Genomic DNA, 18303 nt, shown 5'->3' with positions numbered 1-18303 from the left:
TTGACTGCCGCAGGCTTCTTCCGGTGTGGTCCGCAGCCAGTTCTACACAACGCTGAGTTGGTCTCCTGGAAGGTTCGCCATGACGAGACGAACGTCCTATGGGTAACGTGCGAGCTGGATGGCCATCGCCCTCACTCCGCCGCGTTCCAGGAAGCGCATGTAGAACTCAATCTTGCCCGCCTGGATCTCGGCGTCGACGTTTCCGATGTCGGCCATCGTCCTCCCAGGCACCGCGTCTTCGAGGTTCCCGGGCCGCTCGCGCAGTCCGCAAAGTAGAACTTCGGACGACAACCGAGCGCTTCCACTTGGCGCCCCACCGGTCCGGTCGGCGGCGGGTGATCAACGGCATCCGCCACGTCACCCGCAGGTCCGACCTGTCGTTGGTCATCGGCCTGGTCTCGGTGATCCCCTGTTCGGCCTGAGCTTCCACCTGACCATGCCCATGATGGCCAAGACCGCCTTCCACACCAGCGCCACCGCCTTCGGGCTGCTGACCGTCGCCTTCGCGGCGGGCTCGCTGCTGGCCGCGCTGGCAACCACGGCCCGGCACAGCCGACCCTCCGTCCTCATGGTGATTCTCAGCGCGCTGGCCTCCGGGCCGCTCGCCGCCGCGGCCGGCTGGTCCCCCGGGCTGGTCTCAGCCACCCTGCTGCTGGCTGGCACCGGGTTCGCGGCCAGCTTCTTCGCGCAGGCCGCGCACCACCGCGTCCCGCTCGGCAGCGACCTGCCGTACCGGGGGCCGGGTCATGACCCTGTAAACCCTGGTCCTGCAGGGCTCCACGCCCTTCGGGGCGGTGCTGGTCGGCTGGCTGACCGAGAAGTTCGGCGCTTGTTCGGGCCTGTGGGCGGGGACCGCCGCACCCCCGGCCACAATGAACCGGGGGGCGGGGCGCCCGTCAGACGGGCTGGGTGGCGAAGACGAAGAGGCTCCCGGCGCTGCGGACGGCGGCGTACCCGTTCGTCGTGAACTGCGGCATCTCCTGGATCCCGGAGGTCAGCAGCTTCTTGTCGCGGGCGTCGAGCGCGGCTCCGGTGCCGTTCAGGTACGCGTAGAGGACGCCGTTGCCCGGGAGGGCGCGCGGCGTGATGTTCACCTCGTCCGCGGCCTGGCGCCACAGCTCCTTGCCGGTCTCCGTGTTCCAGGCGACCGCGCCCTTGCCGTACTGCACCACGGCGGTCTTGCCGTCCGGGGAGATGGCGAGGCCGTCGTCATCGGTGGTGCCGTTGGTGTCGATGCCCGGCCCCTCGGCGAGCCGGCGGCCGCTCGTGACGTCGATCAGCGTCATGACCGCTTCGGAATCGCCGTACGAGGACCATTCGAGCAGGGCCTTGTCGCCCTGATACGGCATCAGCCGCGCACTGGTCGCCTTGGCCGAGGTGATCAGCTTGGCGACGGCGGCCGGCGGCGCGAGGTCCTTGGTGTTCCACGCCTTCTTGCCCGTGCGGATGTCCGTGGCGGTCAGCCACTCGGCGTACGGCTGGAAGGAGACGTCCTTCTGCGAGTAGTAGCCGAGACCGGAACCGACCGCCCCCTTGAGATCGATGGACGAGGCTTCGGTGGTCAGGGTCTCCCCGTCACCGATCGGGATGAACTTGGCGCCGCCGGAGCCGCTGGTGTCCACGAGGTAGCCATGCCTGACCGGGGTGGACATGTGGGTGTCGCCGTCGAAGGAGGAGCTCCCCAGCTTCTCGCCGGACGGCGCGTACATGGTCAGCACGGTCTGGGTCGAGGCCTTCTTCAGGGCGTCCCCCGGGGTATCGACGCGGTTGCGGATCAGCAGGGCCGGCGAACCGTCCCGCCACTCGCCCACCTGCGCGAGGGCCAGCGTCGGGGTGGACCCGCCGCTCTTCTCGGGGAGGGCGAAGTCGAACTTCTTGCGCAGCGTGCCTGTCTTGGCGTCGAGGAGCCGGGCGGTGAAGGTGCTCGTGCCCGACTGCCCGTCGCGGTAGCCGGTGACGATGACGGCGTCCCCGACCGTGCAGACGTCGCGCTGCGACGAGTCCTTCTCGGACGCCTTGCCCGCGCAGTTCCCCGCCTCATCGTCCGTCAGACTCCAGGCCGGCTGCGCTGCCAGCCCGGGCACCGGCTTGCCCTGGTAGACCGGGCCCTTCGGCGTCGCGGGCGCGGAGTCCGCTGCCTTTCCCGTCTCCCCGCCGCCGGCCTTGGCACCGGCGTCCGCCCCTCCGGAGCACCCGGTCACGAGACCCGCGGACAGCACCAGTCCGAGCGCCACCGTCATTCGTATACGATTCAACTTCCGTGCCTGTCTTCCCTCTTGAGTGATCACGCCCAATGGACCACCTTACTTCGATCATGACCCGCCCCTGCCCCGCAGCGCCCGCATGCCGGAGGCGTGGGTGGCGGGCTTGGGGTGTGTCAGGACGCGGTCCCAGCAGGCGCCGAGTTCGACGAAGGCTTCGGTGACGAGGTTCTGGGCGAGGGCGGCGCCGTCGAGGCAGGCGTAGGCGTAGTCGAAGTGGGCGTCGGCGTGGAGCTCCTGGAAGGCCCGGAAGGTTATGGGCAGGTCCACCCGGGGGGTTCCGTGAAAGCCGCTGTGGTGATCTTCACGACGCGAGGAGCACGCGCTTGCGGAGGAGGTCGAAGTTGGCGCGGCCGAACATCTGGCGCTTCAGCATTTTAAAAGTTACGTGGAATCTGCCGGGGTGATCATGTCTCTCCGGTGCAACCACGGACTTGGGAGATGTGTTGAGCGGCACGACGGTGCTGATGGAGAAGTGGCCGGTGCTCGGCCGGCAAGAGCAGGCGGCGACCTGGCTGACGATCTGGACGGACCTCGGCCGTGCGCCCCGCACGAGCGGTGCCTACGCCCGCGGGCTGGCCGAGTACCTACTGATGTGCGAACGGGAGACCGTCGACCCGGTCACCGCGAACCGCGCACATATAGCCTTCTACGTACGGGAATTGACCTCACGGCCTCATCGTCGAGGGGCCAATGTGGTCTCGACCGACTCGGGGGCGGGGCTGGCGAACGCCACGATCCAGCAGCGCCTGGTGCCGGTCCGCTTGTTCTACGACTTCCTCATGGAGGAGGGCCTGCGGGAGTCGAACCCGGTCGGCCGGGGCCGCTACACCCCGGGGCGCCAGAGGGGCGGGCAGCAGCGCGGGCTGGTGCCACGGCTGACGAAGCTGCCGTGGATCCCCAGTGAACAGCAGTGGCTGGGGATCCTGCAGGTCGCGCGGGAGGAGCCGGTCCGCAACCGGGTGATGCTGGCCCTGGCCTACGATGCCGCGCTGCGGCGAGAGGAGCTGTGCTCGCTGCGGCCCGACGACCTCGATCCGGCCCACCGGACGCTGAGGGTGCGGGCGGAGACGACGAAGAAAGTGGGACACCGACAAGCGCCCCGTTCTGATCCAGACCGTCGAGCTCGACGGCCACTTCGACCACAGCATGCACGGTTGGCGGGCCTGGTCCTCCAACGTGGTCCGGGGCATCGACTGGAGCGACCCGGGCCAGCCGCGGCTGTTCGTACCGGAGGCGGCCGACCGCTGACCCGGGTCGGTCGCGCTCCCACCCCGCCCTGACGGGTGGCCGAGCGGTCAGCCCCTCGTGTCGGCCTGTGCCCGGATCTTCCGAATGAGCTCGGCGTCCCCGCGCAGGACCCCGACCACTCTGGCATCGGTGAGGCTCTGCCCGTGCTCCTCGCCGCACGGGCACACGCTCCAGCCATCCGCCTCGACGTGTCCGGCGACCTGCTCGATCAGGGCAGCTGCTTCGTCGAGCAGCCCGATCGGGAGTCCTGCGCTGTCGCTCGCGGAGTCGGCGCCGATCGCCAGCCCGATCTCGAAGACCAGATCGGTGGCGTGCTGCACGGTGCGGGTGTCGCCGTTGCCGGAGGCGTACTTGATGACCTGGGCGAGGGCCATGAGCGGGCGGGAGCAGATCCAGCGCGGGAGGAACGCGGTGCGCTGATCGACCCGAACCGGCCGCACGCCATGCCCGGCGTCCGCGCCGGGGGTACCCAGCGCGCTGGCGTCCGCAATCTGGTCGGCGACGGCGGCCGGCTCGATGTACCGCAGGGCGGACTTCGGCTGGATGCCGAGCCGCTGCGCGACCACGGTCACGTTGTGGGCGAGCACGTTCGTCACCGCGATGGGGACGACGTCCAGCCCGCGGGTGAGGAGCTCGGCCTCGGTCTGGGTCGCGAGTTCCTTGAACGCCTTGGAGTCCTTGATGTCGGGCACGGCGACAAGCCTAGGACCCCCGGCGGGCCGCCGCCTTACCAGCTGCGCCAGCAGCCGCACTGGCCCATCTCGGTGTCGGTGGTGAGCTCGCCGCACCGCTCGCAGTCGGTCACCGAATCCGTGTCGAACTCCGCAGTACAGACGAGGCAGAGCCAGGCCGCGCGGAGTCGGGGCACCGACAGCTCTGGGCACAGCCGGCTGGACTCCGCGAGCACTGCCTCGATGGCATCCTGATCCCCGCTGCTCAACGCCTTCTCCATGGCCGCCCGAAGCGGCTCGCGCCGCTCCTCCGGCATGCGCCGGTACATGGTCGGGATGTTCACCAGGTGGACCACCGCCTCGATCGAGCACTCCGGGCAATCCCACAGCGCCCGGTAGTCGCCCTTGCGGTGATCGCGAGAGATCGCGGAGGAGTACTCATGGCTCAGGCCCGGGACGGCCTGGCACTTCGCGATCGCATTCAGGGCCTTCTGGTAGGTCTCACCGGTGATGAGCGCCCGGATCCGGACGATCCGCTGCAGCTTGGTGCCTGCCATGACGGTCTCTCTTCGGGCACGCCGCCGACCTCGCCGCGCCGGAGAAGAGGGGACCGACGGGATGGAGCTGCTGCCGACGAAGCTGCGCTTCTTCTGCCCGGCGTCCCAGCCACGGGTCGCTGCTGGGCGCCCATGCGGGCAACGAACTCGGAACGTCCGCCGCTCATCCTAGCGGTGTGCTGCCGGATCCGGGCCGGACCTGGGGCACGGCCGGACGGAGACGACGTTGACACCCACAACCCGTTGCTCGCCCGCCAGACTTGGCGGATGGATCTCTTCCACGCCGACCACTACGAGCCAGACGAGATGCTGGCGCACCCACGGCACCAGGCAATGCAGCCCGTCCTGACCTCACTCATCCAGCAACTTCGCGAGTGCGAGACAGCCGAGGCCGGCTACGCCTTCCAGCAGGACCTCCTCGCCCGGCTGCTGGATGTCGAGCGGGACCGCGCAGATTTCAAGCGCGCCGCCGACCGGGCGCGCAAAGGCAAGCCCGCCCACGCCAGCGCCCCGGAACCGCAGTCCGGCCGCGACCCGGCAGACCATGGAACGTGGGCGTTCGAGCAGGCCCTGTGCGAACGCCTGGCCCGACAGCTGCGCACCGTGGCCGACGCCCTGGCCTGGCGGGTCTTCGGCTTCCACCGCCCGTTCATCCTTGCCCTGTCCCGCAACGACGCACCAGGGCCGATGTACGGCAAGGCCGGGCTCCAGGCCGAGCGCGACGCGGTCGAGCGGGCGTGGAGAGAGGACAGCGCCTTCGCGCTCCTGCACGATCTGACGAACTGCCTGCGCATCGGCGACCTCACCGTGTTCGGCGAGGCGAAGTCACCGCTCACCCTTGAGATCAAGACCAACCCGAAGAGTCTGAAGCGGGCACGGGCACAGCTGGATCGGATCAACGCTGCCCGTGCCGCCGTACTGAACGGCGCGTCCCTCCCCGGCGGGAAGCCGTCCGAGGCGTTGCACGATCTCGACCTGCCGCTACGGACCCACCTCGACCTGCTGCGGGCCGCCGCCGACCGCGCGCTGACCGACGGCATCGTGGCCACAGACGTGCCTGGAAGCCGGGTGCTGTTCATCATGGACCAGACCGCATGCTCGCGCCTGGGCATGACAGGAGAGCAGTTCAGCGAGCGAGCGGGTGAGGCAGTACGCACCGCTCTCGACCGTGCGGGGATCGGCGGCAATCGCGCGAACAACGTGCACTCGACGAGCTTGGACTTCACCGCCCGCGACCCGATCAGAGTCCCGTGGGCGGCATACCCGCTCCACCCAGCTCTGTGCGCCCGCATCATCGGCGACTACACGGTGCTGACCGTGGAGACCTCCGGGCCGGCGCTCGCAAGGCTGCTGCAGGCGGCCGGCATGGACGCCCGGTGGGTGCGTCCGCCCGGGAGCGGCGACCTGCAGCCCGGCGAAGTCGTGATGGAGATCCACCGCAGTCAACCGCTTCGGGCAGTTGACCTCCCCGGCGGCCTCCGGGCGGTACCAGGGCGCACGCTGCAACTGCGCCGCTCCGAGCTCGATCGGTACCTCATCGAGCTGGTCAGGCCCGGTACCTGGGCTGCGGGAATCACCCACCTGCTGAACAGCGAAGTGATCGGGCAGCCGTGGCCGCACTACCGCGACGAGGGCCGGATCTGGTGCTGATCCCGAGACCGGCACCGGCGTCCACGGGGCCCTTGAGCGGCATCACGGAGCTCGCGCTTACCGACCGGGCCACTGTCCCTGGAGCGGCGCGGCCGACCACGGTGTGGCGACGCCGCCGGCTCGGCCGGGTTGCAGACCCTCGCGATGTGGCGCTTGTACATCGCACCCGGGTCGGGGCGGCCACGCTCCCAGCAGGTACTTCGTACAGGTGTCACAAAACCACGCCTTGCCGAGCATCTCCATTTGCAGTCAACTGACCTGCGAAAAAACGCCTTTGACGCCCGCCCAGGCCATGTGGAAGCATGTTCCCAACCGGGCAGCAGTGTGCCCGTGACGAAGCCCCGGCCAGTTGGCGCGGGGCTCTTTCGTTTCCAGGCCCCCGCCGATGGCGGGGGCCTTCGGCGTTTCTGGAGAGACAGTGGACTTCCTCGCGGTGATCGTGGTGTTGGCGGGGCTCGTGGGTGCCGCCTTCACGCTGGTCGGCTTCGTGGTGTGGGTGAGTGTGCGCAAGGCACCGGCGAAGGACGTGCCGAAGGTCTTGGCGGAGGTGCGGGGCCTGATCAACGCGCTGCGCCTGCTCTTGCCGGGGTGGCACAGGGGGAACCTGCCCGTACAGGCCGACCCGGGCACGCCGGGGGCAGCAACGGTGGACCGGAGTGCGCCGTGACGCGGCGTTCAGGCCGGCAGTCGGACCCGACGGCGCAGTCGGCAGTTCGGCGGGCTGTTTCGGTCGACGGCGAGTGGCTTGAGGAGCTGCAGTGGATGCTGTTCGACCGTAGCGGTGCGCATCCGGGCCGCGTTGAGGCTAAGGATGAGCTCTCCCGGTCCATGCGGGAGAAGTTTCCCCAGTTGCAGGACCTGCTGTCGGACGGCGTCGTCCCGAAGGCGCTGGTCGACCGGCTGATCACTCTGGCTCTGGCCCAGCCATGCCTTAATCCGACCTGCACCACGACCGTGCTGTATGCCAGGGGTCCGAAGGGTGGACGGCGAAGGCGGACCTGTTCCGACCGGTGCCGCCAAGCTCGAAAGCGGTCAGTGGATCGCCATCAAGACCTCCAGCACCTCTATCAATGGCACCTGCTGGCCCGGCCGCCGTCCGGCGCCGTCGCGCCCACCCCTCCGGTACCGCCGGGTGGAGCAGGGTGTCACGGTGCGTCTACCTGGGGTAATAAATCGAACACATAATCGAACAAGGTCTACCCTGGCACCACCGGAGGGGAGCCGGACCGACAACGAGAAGGGGCTGACCGAAGGACCGGAGGTGATGTGCGGTGGTCGCGCAGCTGCACGTCGCCTCCGGCTACTCGGTCCGCTATGGCGCCTCGCTCCCGTCCGCGCTGGCCGAGCGGGCCGCCGAGCGCCGCGTCGCCGAGCTCGCGCTTACCGACCGGGACACCGTCTCCGGGGTGGTCCGGCACGCGAAGGCGTGCGCGGCCGCCGGTGTGCGGCCGTTGTTCGGCGCGGACCTGGCGGTCGGCCTGGTCGAGCCAGACGCCTCGGGCGGGCGGCGACGAACCCCCGCGCGCGGAGGCGCGTTTGTGGACGAGTCGGCGCCCCGGATCACGCTGCTCGCTCGCGACAAGGAGGGCTGGGCCAACCTGTGCGCGTTGATCAGCGCGGCCTGGGCAGCGCGGTCCGAGCGTGGTGGCGGACAGCCGGTGGTGCCGCTGAAGGTGCTGGCCGCCCACACGGAAGGGCTCACCGTGCTGCTCGGCCCCGGCTCCGAGCCGCTCCGGGCGTTGGCGGTCGGCCGGCCGGACCGCGCCGCACAGCTGCTGGCCCCGTGGCGGCAGTGGTTCGGCCCGGCTCTGCGCCTGGAGGCGGTGAACCTGCGCCGTCCGGGCACTGGGCCCGGCTCGTTGCGGTTGGCCGCCCGCACGGTGGGCTTGGCCGCGGACCTTGATCTGGAGGCGGTGATCACCAACGCCGTCCGCTACGCCAACCCCGGCCAAGGCACGGTCGCCGACGTCCTGGACTCCGCGCGCCTGCTGCGCCCCGTCCAGCCAGGTGCGGTGTGCAACGGCGAGCGGTGGCTGAAGCCTCCGGCCGCGATGGCACCCCTGGCCGACGAGGTCGCCGAGGCGGCCGGGCAGGGTCCGGGCGGTGGCCGGCGGCTGCTGGCGGTGACGGCCCGGACGGCGGCCGAGTGCCGTCTGGACTCGAAGTCGGATCTGGGGATCGGTGGCGTGCGGTTCCCGGAGGAGGACCGGCTCGGCCTGGTGCCGGGGTCGTCGGCCCGGGTGCTGCGAGAGCGGTGTGAGTCGGCGCTGGCCGAGCGCGGCATGGACCGCAACCCGGAGGCCGTCCGCAGGCTGGCCGAAGAGCTGGAGGGGGCAACCGGCTTGGGCTGGTCGACGTTCTACCTGACGGTCGGGAGGATCGTCGCCGACTTCAAGGACGCCGGGGTGCGGGTGTCGGCGCGCGGCTCCGGCGCCGGGTCGCTGATCGTGCATCTGCTCGGCATCTCGGCGGTCAACCCGCTCGAATACGGCCTCATGATCATGGAGAGGTTCCTGTCCTTCCGGCGCCGCTCGCTGCCCGACATCGACGTCGACGTCCCTGCGGACCGCCGGATCGACTGCTACCACCTCGTGCTGGAACGGTTCGGCACCTCACGGGTCGCTGCGGGCGCGATGCCGGAGACGTACCGGGTCCGCTGGGCAATCCGCGACGTCGCGCTGGCCACCGACCTGGCCCCGGAGGAAGCGGGACGGCTCGCCAAGGCCTGATCGGGTGTGTGTTCACCGGTGTTCATCATCGTTCGGCTGAACCACGGCGAACACCATTTCCGCGAATTTGGTTACGCCAACCCCCCGCTGTACAGGAGGAGATCACCGTGACCCATCTCGCCGTCGTTCTGCTTGCCACCGCTGTGGTCGTGGTGTTCGCTCTCATGGCTGCCGCTGCCGCAGGCACGCTGGCTCGCCTCGACGGCGCCACCTACCCGGCCGCAGTGATGCGCGCCGCCACCACCTTCGCTGCCGTCCTAACCCTCGCCGCCGCCGTGACCGGCGCAGTCGCCCAGTTCCTCTGATCAGCCCTCGACGGCGAGGGCCGGGATGAGCGCGGTCGTCCCGGACAGGCTGCTGCACTACACCGCCGTCGCGGGCGGTCAGGCGTTGCACCGGACGTTCGTCGAGGTCGACCGCGACACCATGAGCAGCGAGAAGCTCGCGTCGAAGCTGTTCGGCAACGCCCTTTCCACGAGCACCGCCCCATCCCGGCGCACCTACGACCCGGCTCCGCCTCCCGGGACATCCGGCTGACCTTGCAGCACCCCCGCGGCTGGAGCTCCTCGACCGTGAAAGCGGACCCGTCCAAATCCAGCTGCAGGCCCGGCGCGAGGACCAGGACACCACGGCGCCGCAGCTGGCGGCCTGCGCTCGGTTGCGGGACCAGGAGGGCCCGGGCGGCCGGGGCCCGGCGTGGGAACGGCGGTGGAGGGCGTTCCCGAGCGTGCTGGTGGTCTTGGTCGCCACCCCGGCCGCCGCCGTCGATGCGGCGGTGGCGGACCTGCGCCTGGCCGTCGAGGAGAACCCGGCCGTCGCCGAGCTGCTCGCCGCCGTCCCCACCGGCGCGGCCCGCCTCGAGGACCTGGTCCAGCACGGACCCGCCGCCCCGGTGCGGCACCCGCTCGGCACCGAAGGTCGGCGCCCGTGCGGCTGGACCCAGCTGCAGGCCTGACCGGCGCCCGTACCTTGATGCCCCGTCCGGGCCCGGGGCGGGCATCAAGGTATCCGGACCCGCCCTCACCAATGCTTTGACCTGCGACGTTATCCAGCCATGACCAGGCCGCCAAGGTATCCAATCCAAACCTTGGTGACCCATCAATGTGGGCGACCGAGCACCGGGGCGGCCATCAAGGTTGACAGCCGGATCCTCCCGGGAAGGACCGCGTCGGGCTCCAGGACGACCAGGTGGTCGCCGGCGTACGCGGTGCGCAGCCGCGTGGTCGAGGTACGCCGAGTGGGCCAGCCCGATGGCCCCGATGGTGGCGAAGCTGACGAGGTATGGTAGCTCGAAGCCCGGCGCACCGCCGCCGGCGGAGCACCCAACCGGGCGGCGCGGCCCGCAGCGGGCAGCGCCCGCTGATGCCGAACCCGCGAAGAGGTCCCGCGCTGGAGCTCGTGGAACTTCGGCCTCCGCGCTTCGGTGGCCGTGTACAGCGATACGGGCAGACTGACCAGGCCCACGGACAGGACTCCCGACCACGTGCTGCGGGTTATGGGCTGACACCTCCTAGCCTCCTGTCCCATTCTCCCTGGGTCCGCGGTCGACCGACGGACCACGCACTGGTGGACGAGTGAATCGGATCTAGCCTCGGCCTGCCTTGCGGGACTGCACGCCGCTCGGAACCTACGGTGACCGCCATGACGGCACTGACGACCCTGGCGGACGGTGTCCATATGGCGCTCACCGCGAGCCCGTCGCCTCAGGCTTCCGGCCTGGGGGCGGCGTCGAGCAGCCCGTGGTGGGTGCCTCTTGCCAGCGCTTTCGTGGGCGCGCTGATCGGTGGCGGGATCGCAGGGTTTGCGGCCTGGTTCTCGGCCAAGCAACTCCGCAAGAGCGCTCAGGAACAACTGGGACATGAGCGGGTGCGGCTGCTCAACGAGCGGTTCGCTACGGCCGCCGAACTGCTCGGCCACGAGGAACCCGCCTGCCAGCTGGCCGGGGTGCATGCAATGGTCGGACTGGCCGACGACTGGGCCGAACGTCGACAGACCTGCATCGACGTACTCTGCGCCTACCTGCGTATGCCTTACCCGGCGGAGCCAGCCGAGACGGCACCGCCAGAGGAAGGCATGGCTTGGCGGGCCAACCGCGAAGTCCGTCACACGGTGATCCGCTGCATCCGCGCCCATCTGCAGAAAAAGGGCAGCAGGCCTGGCGCCTCCTGGCAGGGGTACGACTTCGACTTCACCGGCACGGTCTTCGACGGAGGGAACTTCTCCGGCGCGCGTTTCAAAGGCGGGGTGGTGAGCTTCGCGAGCGCGAAGTTCACCGGCGACGGAGTTTCGTTTGCCAGTGCTGAGCTCAGCGGCAGGGTGAACTTTGGTCTCGCCGAGTTCAGCGGCGGCCGGGTGAGCTTCAGCGACGCCAAGTTCACGGGCGACGTCGACTTCGTCGGCGCCAAGTTCAGCGGCGGGGTAGTGGACTTCACCCTCGCCAAACTCACCGGCGCTGAGGTGTGGTTTACCGGTGCCCAGTTCACCGGCGGCAAAGTGGACTTCACCCTCGCCAAACTCGCTGGCGGCAGGGTGAGCTTCGTCGGCGTCAAGCTCACCCGCGGCGAGGTGAACTTCGCCGATGCCGAGTTCACCGGCGGCAAGATGGAGTTCGCCAATGCCGAGTTCACCGGCGGCAGGGTGAGCTTCTACCGCACCGAGTTCAGTAGTGGCGAGGTGAACTTCTTCAACACCGAGTTCAGCGGCAGCACAGTGGACCTGATCGACGCCAAGCTCAGCGGCGGCGACATGCTCTTCTACGACGCCAAGTTCATCGCCGGCAGGGTGATCTTCGCCGATGCCGAGTTCGCGGGCGGCAGGGTGATCTTCGCCGATGCCGACTTCGCTGGCGGCAGGACGCTCTTCATCGGTGCCAAGTTCACAGGCAGCGAGGTGAGTATCACCGGCTCCAGGTTCGGCGGTGGCGAGGTGAGCTTCCACCGCGCCGAGTTCATCGCTGGCATAGTGATCTTCGACGGTTCCATGTTCATTGGCAGCGAAGTGGCCTTCACCGAAGCCGACTTTAGCGGCGGCACGGTCGATTTGCGGCAGCCCACCGCATGGATGGTGCCTCCGACTTTCAGCGCCGGAGTGGTCGAGGACCCGCCAGCAGGCCTACTACTGCCAGACAGGGTTGAGAGCAGCCCGGAACCGGAGTAACCGGCGAGCCTATCGGCGCCGGTTGGACGCGCGGGGTGGAACTGCTTGATCACCGGGCCGGCTGGCCCCAGGTTCGGCAGACGGGTTCGTGCCAGGTCGTCCGGACGACCATCCCGCCAGGCGTCAGATGTTCGCTGGACCAAGTCCGGCAGCACCCGTTGCCCGGCCGAACAGGAGCCGGCGGCCTCACAGCGCGGACCGGGATCGCAGGAGCGGGCACGGTGGCGGTCGGGCGGCGGCGCCTGGTCGAAGGTGTCGTCATGCCGCAATCTGCCCGCCCCGCGCCGGGGCCGAACCGGCCGCCACCCGTACGGAGCAGCACGAGGCCGTTCTAACCGGCCTCTGGCCTGCCCAGATACCTGATACTCACCTGTGGCCCGGCTGCCGGGGCGGGCAAACTCACCGGCCCCGGCAGCGAAACTCACCAGCCCTGGGAGGGGAAACTCACCGGCTGGCGGGGAAACTCACCGCCGCAGGTCAGCGGGGGTGGCCTAACTCCCCGGCGCAGGTCAGCGCCCTGCGCCGGGGTGAGGCCGAGTCAGGGCCGGCGCCACCAGGAGCGGTGGCGCTTCGCCTCGGCGGCCGCGGCTTCGGCGGCCGCCTGCTCGCGCTCGGCCTCCTGGCGGGCCTTCTGGTCGGCGTTGGCCTGGCGGCAGCTTGCGCACGGCCCGTCGTCGTTCCAGCCCCGTTCCTTCTCGGCCCACCGCTCGTCCGTGAACTTCGCCGAGCAGCGGCAGCAGGCCGGGCGCCGCTGTTCCCGTTCGGCCGCGACCCGTTCCTGGCGGGCCTGCTCAACGGCGGCCCGCTCGGCTTCGAGCAGCCGGTCGCCGTCCGGGTTGTCGAGCGCGGCGTCGAGGGTGTGCCAGCCGGGGCGGCCGAAGCGGCGCCAGATCGCAGCGTCGGCCCCGCAGGCGCGCAGCAGCGGAAGGGTGGTGGCCACCACCGGCAGCGCGCGGTGATGGTCGCGGGCGGTGACGCCGTCCTCCCGGTACGGCGGCGCGTACCAGGTGGCCTCGGAGGCGGCCTCCACCGCTTGGGCGCGGCGCAGCAGCCGGTGGTGGTCGGCCTTCGTCTTCTCCTTCTTCTCCTGTGGGGTGAGCGGGGCGGTGCCGGGGCGGCGGGTGCGCTTGCGGCCGGCCTCGAAGATCAGGGCGACCGGCGGCAGACCCTCGCGGCCGGTGGCCGGGTAGAGGGTGGGCCATAGCCGCAGTTCGTGGGTGCGTTCTCGCCTGCGGGCGAGCGACTTCTCGAACGCGGCCTTCGTGGCACCCTTCGCGGGGAGTTCGCACCAGGTGCGGTAGGTGGTGAGCATGTCCACAAGGGTGCCGACGCCTTCGTTCTCCCGGTCGACCTCGACCAGGAGCAGCGGCACCTGCGTGCCCGGGTCGCGCAGCACCAGGTCGGTGAAGAGGGAGCGGCGTCCGGGCAGCGCGTGTTCGACTTCGGTGGAGAACGCGCCCAGGTGCCCGATGCCGCCCTTGGCGAGTAGGCCGGCGGTCGCGGCGACGTCCAGGGCGTGCTCGGAGAACGCCGCCGCCGATCCCTTCCGCTCCGGGCGCAGCGCCGACAGCTTGGCCCCGGCCGGCAGCAGCGCGGCGGCCGGCCGGCGGCGGTCAGGCACCATAGCTTGCGCGCGCACCCTCCCCGGGTGCCGGGCCGCAGAGCGGCCGACCAGGAGCCAGAGCGGAAGCCGGCCTGCGGCTGCGAGCTGCCGCAGCTGTTCCTGCGGATCGACGGCCACGACCATCCTGCCGAGCCCGCCGACTGTCTCTCGCCGACCTCCGCGCTCTTTCGGGCGCAGTGTCGGGCCTGTGGCGGCGGCTACGAGCGACCCTGGCGAAGGGTCATCACGCGATCGCCCGCCCCGGCACCCGCGGAGACGACACAATCAGCTCTCGAGAGATAACAATTCATGGCTGCCGGTCGTGCCGTCGGCCGCCCGAGCCGGAGGAGCACCCCGTGGGCATCTTGGACTGGTTCCGCAAGGACGACGACCAGCACAGCAGCCACACCACGTACTGGGCACGTCACCGCCAGGACCTGGTGAACGCCGCCGGTATCGGGGTGGCCGTCTTCGCTGCCATAAGGACACCTGGGCGTACTTCACGGAGGCTCTGGCCAAGGACACCCGGCTCGCATGGTGTCGGTCAGGTGTTCCGCGCTCCGTCCGAGCAGGACATCACCGACGAGGGCAACGGCATGATCGTGGTCCCTCTCTCGGGTAGTTACCTGGCGGCGCTGCTCAGCTTCTGCAGGGAGTCGCAGGGGCCATCGGTAACTGGTCGTCGCTCGAGCAGGCCATCGGCCGGCGGGTGGAGTCGGCGATCTCCGCGGCGCTGGAACGGGTCGAGCCGGCGAACGGCGACTCCTCCTCCTCGCCGGTGATCGTCCTGGACGACCGGCCTGCGCCGGTGAAGGCGTCCGCGTGAGCGGCCCGAGCGAGAGCGCCGTGGTCCGGCTGAACAGCGACCGCCCCGGCGGCCCCACGTTCCACCACGGTCCGGTGAAGCGCGCGAGCGAGACCGCTGGCCTGGAGAAGGTGTCGTTCACAGGATCCGAGGAGTCGGACGTGCTGCACGCTGCCGGCGACTGGATGAAGGCTCACCCGTTCGCCCAGATCCGCGCCACGAACTGGATGGACGACCCGAACGACGACCACATGCGGTGGACGCTCGACCTGGTGGTCGAACACCTGGAGCCCTGACCGGGGCCGGTGCCCGTCATCATTTGATGACGGGCACCGGCCCGGGGCCGCACCGACGCCAACTGCGCCCCACTGGCCTGCGGCACCTCGAAGACCCCGGCCGCGATCTCGCGTACCCCCCGGGCAGTCCGGTCAACGCGCTGCGCCCGATCGGTTGTGCGTCAGATGAGCCAGCACGGCCCGCTGAACACGCCCGAGACCGCGCGACACGCCTCCAGTGTCCAAGTCCGCCCGCGTCTGAGTAACAAACACGTACACCCACGTGTGGCAGCCGACTACGGGGGCGCCGCGGGGTGTGCGGCTCGTGCCGAACTGAGCGATCGGTTGAGTACGTGTACTCATGCGGCTGCCGGGCGGGTCGGTGCACGATACGGGCCATGGTGGATAGTTCTCAGTGGGGTGGCCAGCGCCGCAAGGCGGCCGCGTTGTTGGTGGCGGGTGTGGTCGCGGCGGGTGCGGTGGTGGTCGGCGGGGTGAGGTTCACCAAGGTCTGGCAGGGAGAGCCGTTCCCGGCGGCCGACCCGGCCAGCACCGCCCGTCATCTGGACGATCGGACACAGGTCGTCTACGACGCTCTCGCCCTGCCGAGGGGATTGGCACTCAACCATGGGCAAAGCCGTGGGATCAAAGCCAACATCTACGACTGCCACCTGCGGGGCCTCGCCCACGCCCTCCAGAACATGCAGGACACCGCCCCCCACGAGCCCCGGGCCGCCGCCGTGAGCGCGGGCTGGGCACTCACCGGGCTCACCCGGCCCCAGGCGGTAGACGCGATACAGCGAGCCCGCCAGACCCTGACCCAACAGGGCTGGACGGTCGCCGCCTACAAAGAGTCCGACCTCGACATCCGTCTGAAAATGACGCCCCCAGCACCGGCCCGGGATCCGTCTCCGACACCGTCTACATCGACTTCTACAACCCGAGCGGCTTCTTCGAGGTCGATGCGCTCGCCGAATGCGCCCACTACCTCAACGACACGCGCGTCGACTCCGAAGGCAAGCCCGAGAACCTGCCCTACCCCACCGCTCCCACCCAACTGCGTCGGTAGTGACCGCGACGCGAGTCAGCGTGCACGGGTAGCACTGCCGAAGGCGACGATGACGGCAAGACCGCCGCCGAACCGCCTGCACTTGACGGTAACGCACCTTCCACCGGGGGCAGCACGGCTCGGCCGCGGTCGACCAGCGGCTGGGACGGAGAGAACCCGACACCGCCCCGGCTGGCCCGCGATGCGGTCGGGCGCTATGGCGCTCGAGCCGTATGCCCGCGTTCACTCCGTGTCTGCGGGGAGGCGCTACCGGGCTGCGTACACCGGTGGCTGGCCACGGTGCGGTAACCGGGTGGCCGGAGCGCCGTGACTGCTTTGCGATGGGTCGGCACGGCTGAACTAGCGGCGTCATCCGGCCTCTTGGAGCAGCTGATCGTAGACGTGGAAGCCGGCAGCGACTGGGTTGACCGGCATCACGTTCTGTGTTCCCTGGCGGCCGGGCTCCGCCTCGACCCAGCCGACCTGACTGGCCAGCCGTACGCACCCTGCGGGCCGGAGCACGGCGTGGTCCGTGCCGCAGCCTGGCACCTGCGTCAGCACGTGACTCGTGCCGGCCCCCGTACAGCGGTGGCCCAAGACCGGGCGCGGACTGAACTGGGGGTCGGCACCGAGGCGGTGCGCGCCGCACAAGCCGTTGGCGATGAGCACGCGCTCGCGCTCGTCCACCCGGGCGGGACGTCCTCGTCCGAGACGACGTGGACGATGTCGGCGCGGCGCGCCGTGTTCTTGCCCTTCTTGCCTTTGGACCTATTGTCCTGGCGGAAGACCTCCACCTCCTTCTCCACAGCGACGACATCGCCCGGGCGCCGCTCGGGGTCGGTCTGCAGGCCCCACACCGCGAGCAGTGCGCGCAGCCAAGACAGACGAGTGCCGGCATCCGGCCCGCCCTCGGGCAGACGTGAGCCGATCGGCACCGCGAGCTCCGACAGCCAGGACACCGGGATCTCGCCGCCCGGGGCGGCGCAGTAGAAGGTCACCCACAGGTACTCCCACGACGACTTCGCCAGCAGGCCGGCCGGGTCCCTTCCGGTGACCGTGCCCGCGAAATACCGCTGCGCCTGCTTCCGGTCCGGATGAGGGGCCTGGTGCAACCACACCGGTCGGCCGAGTCCGGCCGTCTCGTCTCGCGGGTCGGCGTCCGGGTGCGGCTCCCAGCCGGCGTACCAGGGGCTCCAGGAGATCGCGACGATCGGCTGGCCTGAGCCGGCGGCGATCGGGTGCTCGAAGCACATGAACCTGACCCGGGTCGGGATTCGGTCCCAACTGATCGCCTGCTCGCGCGGCGTGAACCGTCGTGCGGTGGCGAGGCGGGTCAGGCGGGAGTTCATGTGATAGACCCTGGCCCGGTCGAGCCGGTCCCGTTCCTGACCAAGCAGGATCTTCGCGGCCAGGAGGTTGGACCTCACCGAGGGGCGCATCGTCTTGTGGTCGATCAAGCCAAACAGCCGGACGGCCGCCTCCGGCGTCGCGTAGTAGCGCAGCAGCTTGTCGCGCCACCGCGTGGCGTGGGAGGCGATGGGCTGGTCGAAGGCGAAGGCTTCGGCGGGGTCGTCCTCGAAGCAGGAGTCGCCGGGCAGCGGCAGCGGCGGCAGCGCCACGTCGGACGGGTCGTCCGGTGGGGTGAACCCGGTGGTGTCGATCTCGGGGCGCTGTGGCGGCTTGCTGCGGTCCAGGGCGGCGATGCACAGAGTGGCAGCTTCCGCGACGGCTCGCACCGCGGGGGCGATCAGTTTGGGGTTGGCGGCGAAGCCCGTGCGCAGCACGGCCATCGTGTCCTGTTGGTGTCCGGTCGTCTTCATGACTGTCTGCGCGGAGGCGAGCAGTTCGACGGCGGCCCGGGTGGATTCCCACAGCGCGAGCGCGTTCTGCTCGCCGTCTGCCTGATGGCAGACACGGTCCAGAAACCGTGCCTGCTCGGTGGTGCCGCACAGGTCGTGCAGGTCCGGGCGGCCCTCCGGTGTGCGGGCGTCGACCGGGCAGGTGCGGTTGAGATTCGACAGCAGGACGCCGACCACCTGTGGCAGGTGTTTGCGCTTGCGCGCCAGTGCGGTGATCTCGGTGAACAGGTCCGTGTCGTTGGCCTTGGCGGCGTCTACGAGGAGGCTGACGAGCTCGAGGACCTGGTCGTCCTCGGTCGTGCGGGACTGTTCGGCGAGGATCGCGGTCACGAGGTGGTTCATCGCCTCGACCCGGTCGAGCTCCTCCGAGTTGAGCACCACGGGGCTGTTGATCCGGCGCGCTGTGCTTCCGAGGCGAACCCCTGCGGCCCTCTGAAG

Annotated in this window: 15 protein-coding genes; 9 read left to right on the top strand and 6 right to left on the bottom strand. The window is 70.0% G+C overall.

The window, feature by feature from the left end; genetic code table 11:
- Nucleotides 1-896 precede the first annotated feature (896 nt).
- The gene (locus tag ACZ3YO_RS17680; protein ID WP_465570018.1) at nucleotides 897-2240 is read right to left on the bottom strand and encodes an outer membrane protein assembly factor BamB family protein; all 1344 of its coding nucleotides are present in this window, start codon (nucleotides 2238-2240) and stop codon (nucleotides 897-899) included.
- 72 nt (nucleotides 2241-2312) lie between these two features.
- The gene (locus ACZ3YO_RS17675; RefSeq protein ID WP_465570016.1) at nucleotides 2313-2531 is read right to left on the bottom strand and encodes a hypothetical protein; all 219 of its coding nucleotides are present in this window, start codon (nucleotides 2529-2531) and stop codon (nucleotides 2313-2315) included.
- 176 nt (nucleotides 2532-2707) lie between these two features.
- Between ACZ3YO_RS17675 and ACZ3YO_RS17670 the strand changes: the two genes are divergently transcribed.
- A complete protein-coding gene (locus ACZ3YO_RS17670; protein ID WP_465570014.1) occupies nucleotides 2708-3544 on the top strand; it encodes a site-specific integrase in 837 nt (278 codons plus the stop codon).
- A 15-nt stretch (nucleotides 3545-3559) separates the two neighbouring features.
- Here the strand turns inward: ACZ3YO_RS17670 and ACZ3YO_RS17665 are convergent, their stop codons facing one another.
- The gene (locus ACZ3YO_RS17665) at nucleotides 3560-4204 is read right to left on the bottom strand and encodes a hypothetical protein (protein WP_465570012.1); all 645 of its coding nucleotides are present in this window, start codon (nucleotides 4202-4204) and stop codon (nucleotides 3560-3562) included.
- A gap of 35 nt (nucleotides 4205-4239) precedes the next feature.
- Nucleotides 4240-4740, bottom strand: a complete 501-nt coding sequence (locus ACZ3YO_RS17660; RefSeq protein WP_465570010.1) for a hypothetical protein — start codon at nucleotides 4738-4740, stop codon at nucleotides 4240-4242.
- Between the two features lie 267 nt (nucleotides 4741-5007).
- Here ACZ3YO_RS17660 and ACZ3YO_RS17655 point away from each other — a divergent pair, with 267 nt between their 5' ends.
- The 7 genes from ACZ3YO_RS17655 to ACZ3YO_RS17625 all read left to right on the top strand — a co-directional run bounded on the left by ACZ3YO_RS17655 (nucleotide 5008) and on the right by ACZ3YO_RS17625 (nucleotide 12275).
- Nucleotides 5008-6390: a hypothetical protein gene (locus tag ACZ3YO_RS17655; protein ID WP_465570008.1), complete on the top strand. Its 1383-nt coding sequence runs from the start codon at nucleotides 5008-5010 to the stop codon at nucleotides 6388-6390.
- A 418-nt stretch (nucleotides 6391-6808) separates the two neighbouring features.
- On the top strand, nucleotides 6809-7057 hold the full coding sequence (locus ACZ3YO_RS17650; protein ID WP_465570006.1) for a hypothetical protein: 249 nt from the start codon (nucleotides 6809-6811) through the stop codon (nucleotides 7055-7057).
- 604 nt (nucleotides 7058-7661) lie between these two features.
- Nucleotides 7662-9119 (top strand): PHP domain-containing protein, encoded by a 1458-nt coding sequence (locus ACZ3YO_RS17645; protein WP_465570005.1) that lies wholly within the window; start codon nucleotides 7662-7664, stop codon nucleotides 9117-9119.
- A gap of 107 nt (nucleotides 9120-9226) precedes the next feature.
- The gene (locus ACZ3YO_RS17640) at nucleotides 9227-9424 is read left to right on the top strand and encodes a hypothetical protein (protein ID WP_465570003.1); all 198 of its coding nucleotides are present in this window, start codon (nucleotides 9227-9229) and stop codon (nucleotides 9422-9424) included.
- 25 nt (nucleotides 9425-9449) lie between these two features.
- Nucleotides 9450-9656: a hypothetical protein gene (locus ACZ3YO_RS17635; RefSeq protein ID WP_465570001.1), complete on the top strand. Its 207-nt coding sequence runs from the start codon at nucleotides 9450-9452 to the stop codon at nucleotides 9654-9656.
- Nucleotides 9657-9846: 190 nt separating this feature from the next.
- Entirely contained in the window at nucleotides 9847-10074 is a 228-nt protein-coding gene (locus tag ACZ3YO_RS17630) for a hypothetical protein (RefSeq protein WP_465569999.1), read from the top strand.
- Between the two features lie 686 nt (nucleotides 10075-10760).
- Nucleotides 10761-12275: a pentapeptide repeat-containing protein gene (locus tag ACZ3YO_RS17625; protein WP_465569997.1), complete on the top strand. Its 1515-nt coding sequence runs from the start codon at nucleotides 10761-10763 to the stop codon at nucleotides 12273-12275.
- Nucleotides 12276-12813: 538 nt separating this feature from the next.
- Here the strand turns inward: ACZ3YO_RS17625 and ACZ3YO_RS17620 are convergent.
- Entirely contained in the window at nucleotides 12814-14016 is a 1203-nt protein-coding gene (locus ACZ3YO_RS17620; protein ID WP_465569995.1) for a hypothetical protein, read from the bottom strand.
- A 684-nt stretch (nucleotides 14017-14700) separates the two neighbouring features.
- On the opposite strand from ACZ3YO_RS17620, the gene ACZ3YO_RS17615 reads away from it, so the two are divergent.
- Nucleotides 14701-14979: a hypothetical protein gene (locus tag ACZ3YO_RS17615; RefSeq protein ID WP_465569994.1), complete on the top strand. Its 279-nt coding sequence runs from the start codon at nucleotides 14701-14703 to the stop codon at nucleotides 14977-14979.
- 1581 nt (nucleotides 14980-16560) lie between these two features.
- Here ACZ3YO_RS17615 and ACZ3YO_RS17610 read toward each other — a convergent pair.
- A complete protein-coding gene (locus tag ACZ3YO_RS17610; RefSeq protein ID WP_465569992.1) occupies nucleotides 16561-18246 on the bottom strand; it encodes a hypothetical protein in 1686 nt (561 codons plus the stop codon).
- Between the last annotated feature and the right edge of the window lie 57 nt (nucleotides 18247-18303).

The organism is Kitasatospora sp. NPDC022785 (assembly GCF_055561295.1).
Note: the sequence above shows the minus strand (reverse complement) of the source record. Positions and strands in the feature narration are given on the sequence as shown.

Coding starts and splice junctions, on each gene's coding strand:
- ACZ3YO_RS17660 (WP_465570010.1), bottom strand. CDS start 4,740: ATGGCAGGCACCAAGCTGCAGCGGATCGTCCGGATCCGGGCGCTCATC.
- ACZ3YO_RS17635 (WP_465570001.1), top strand. CDS start 9,450: ATGAGCGCGGTCGTCCCGGACAGGCTGCTGCACTACACCGCCGTCGCG.
- ACZ3YO_RS17680 (WP_465570018.1), bottom strand. CDS start 2,240: ATGACGGTGGCGCTCGGACTGGTGCTGTCCGCGGGTCTCGTGACCGGG.
- ACZ3YO_RS17625 (WP_465569997.1), top strand. CDS start 10,761: ATGACGGCACTGACGACCCTGGCGGACGGTGTCCATATGGCGCTCACC.
- ACZ3YO_RS17655 (WP_465570008.1), top strand. CDS start 5,008: ATGGATCTCTTCCACGCCGACCACTACGAGCCAGACGAGATGCTGGCG.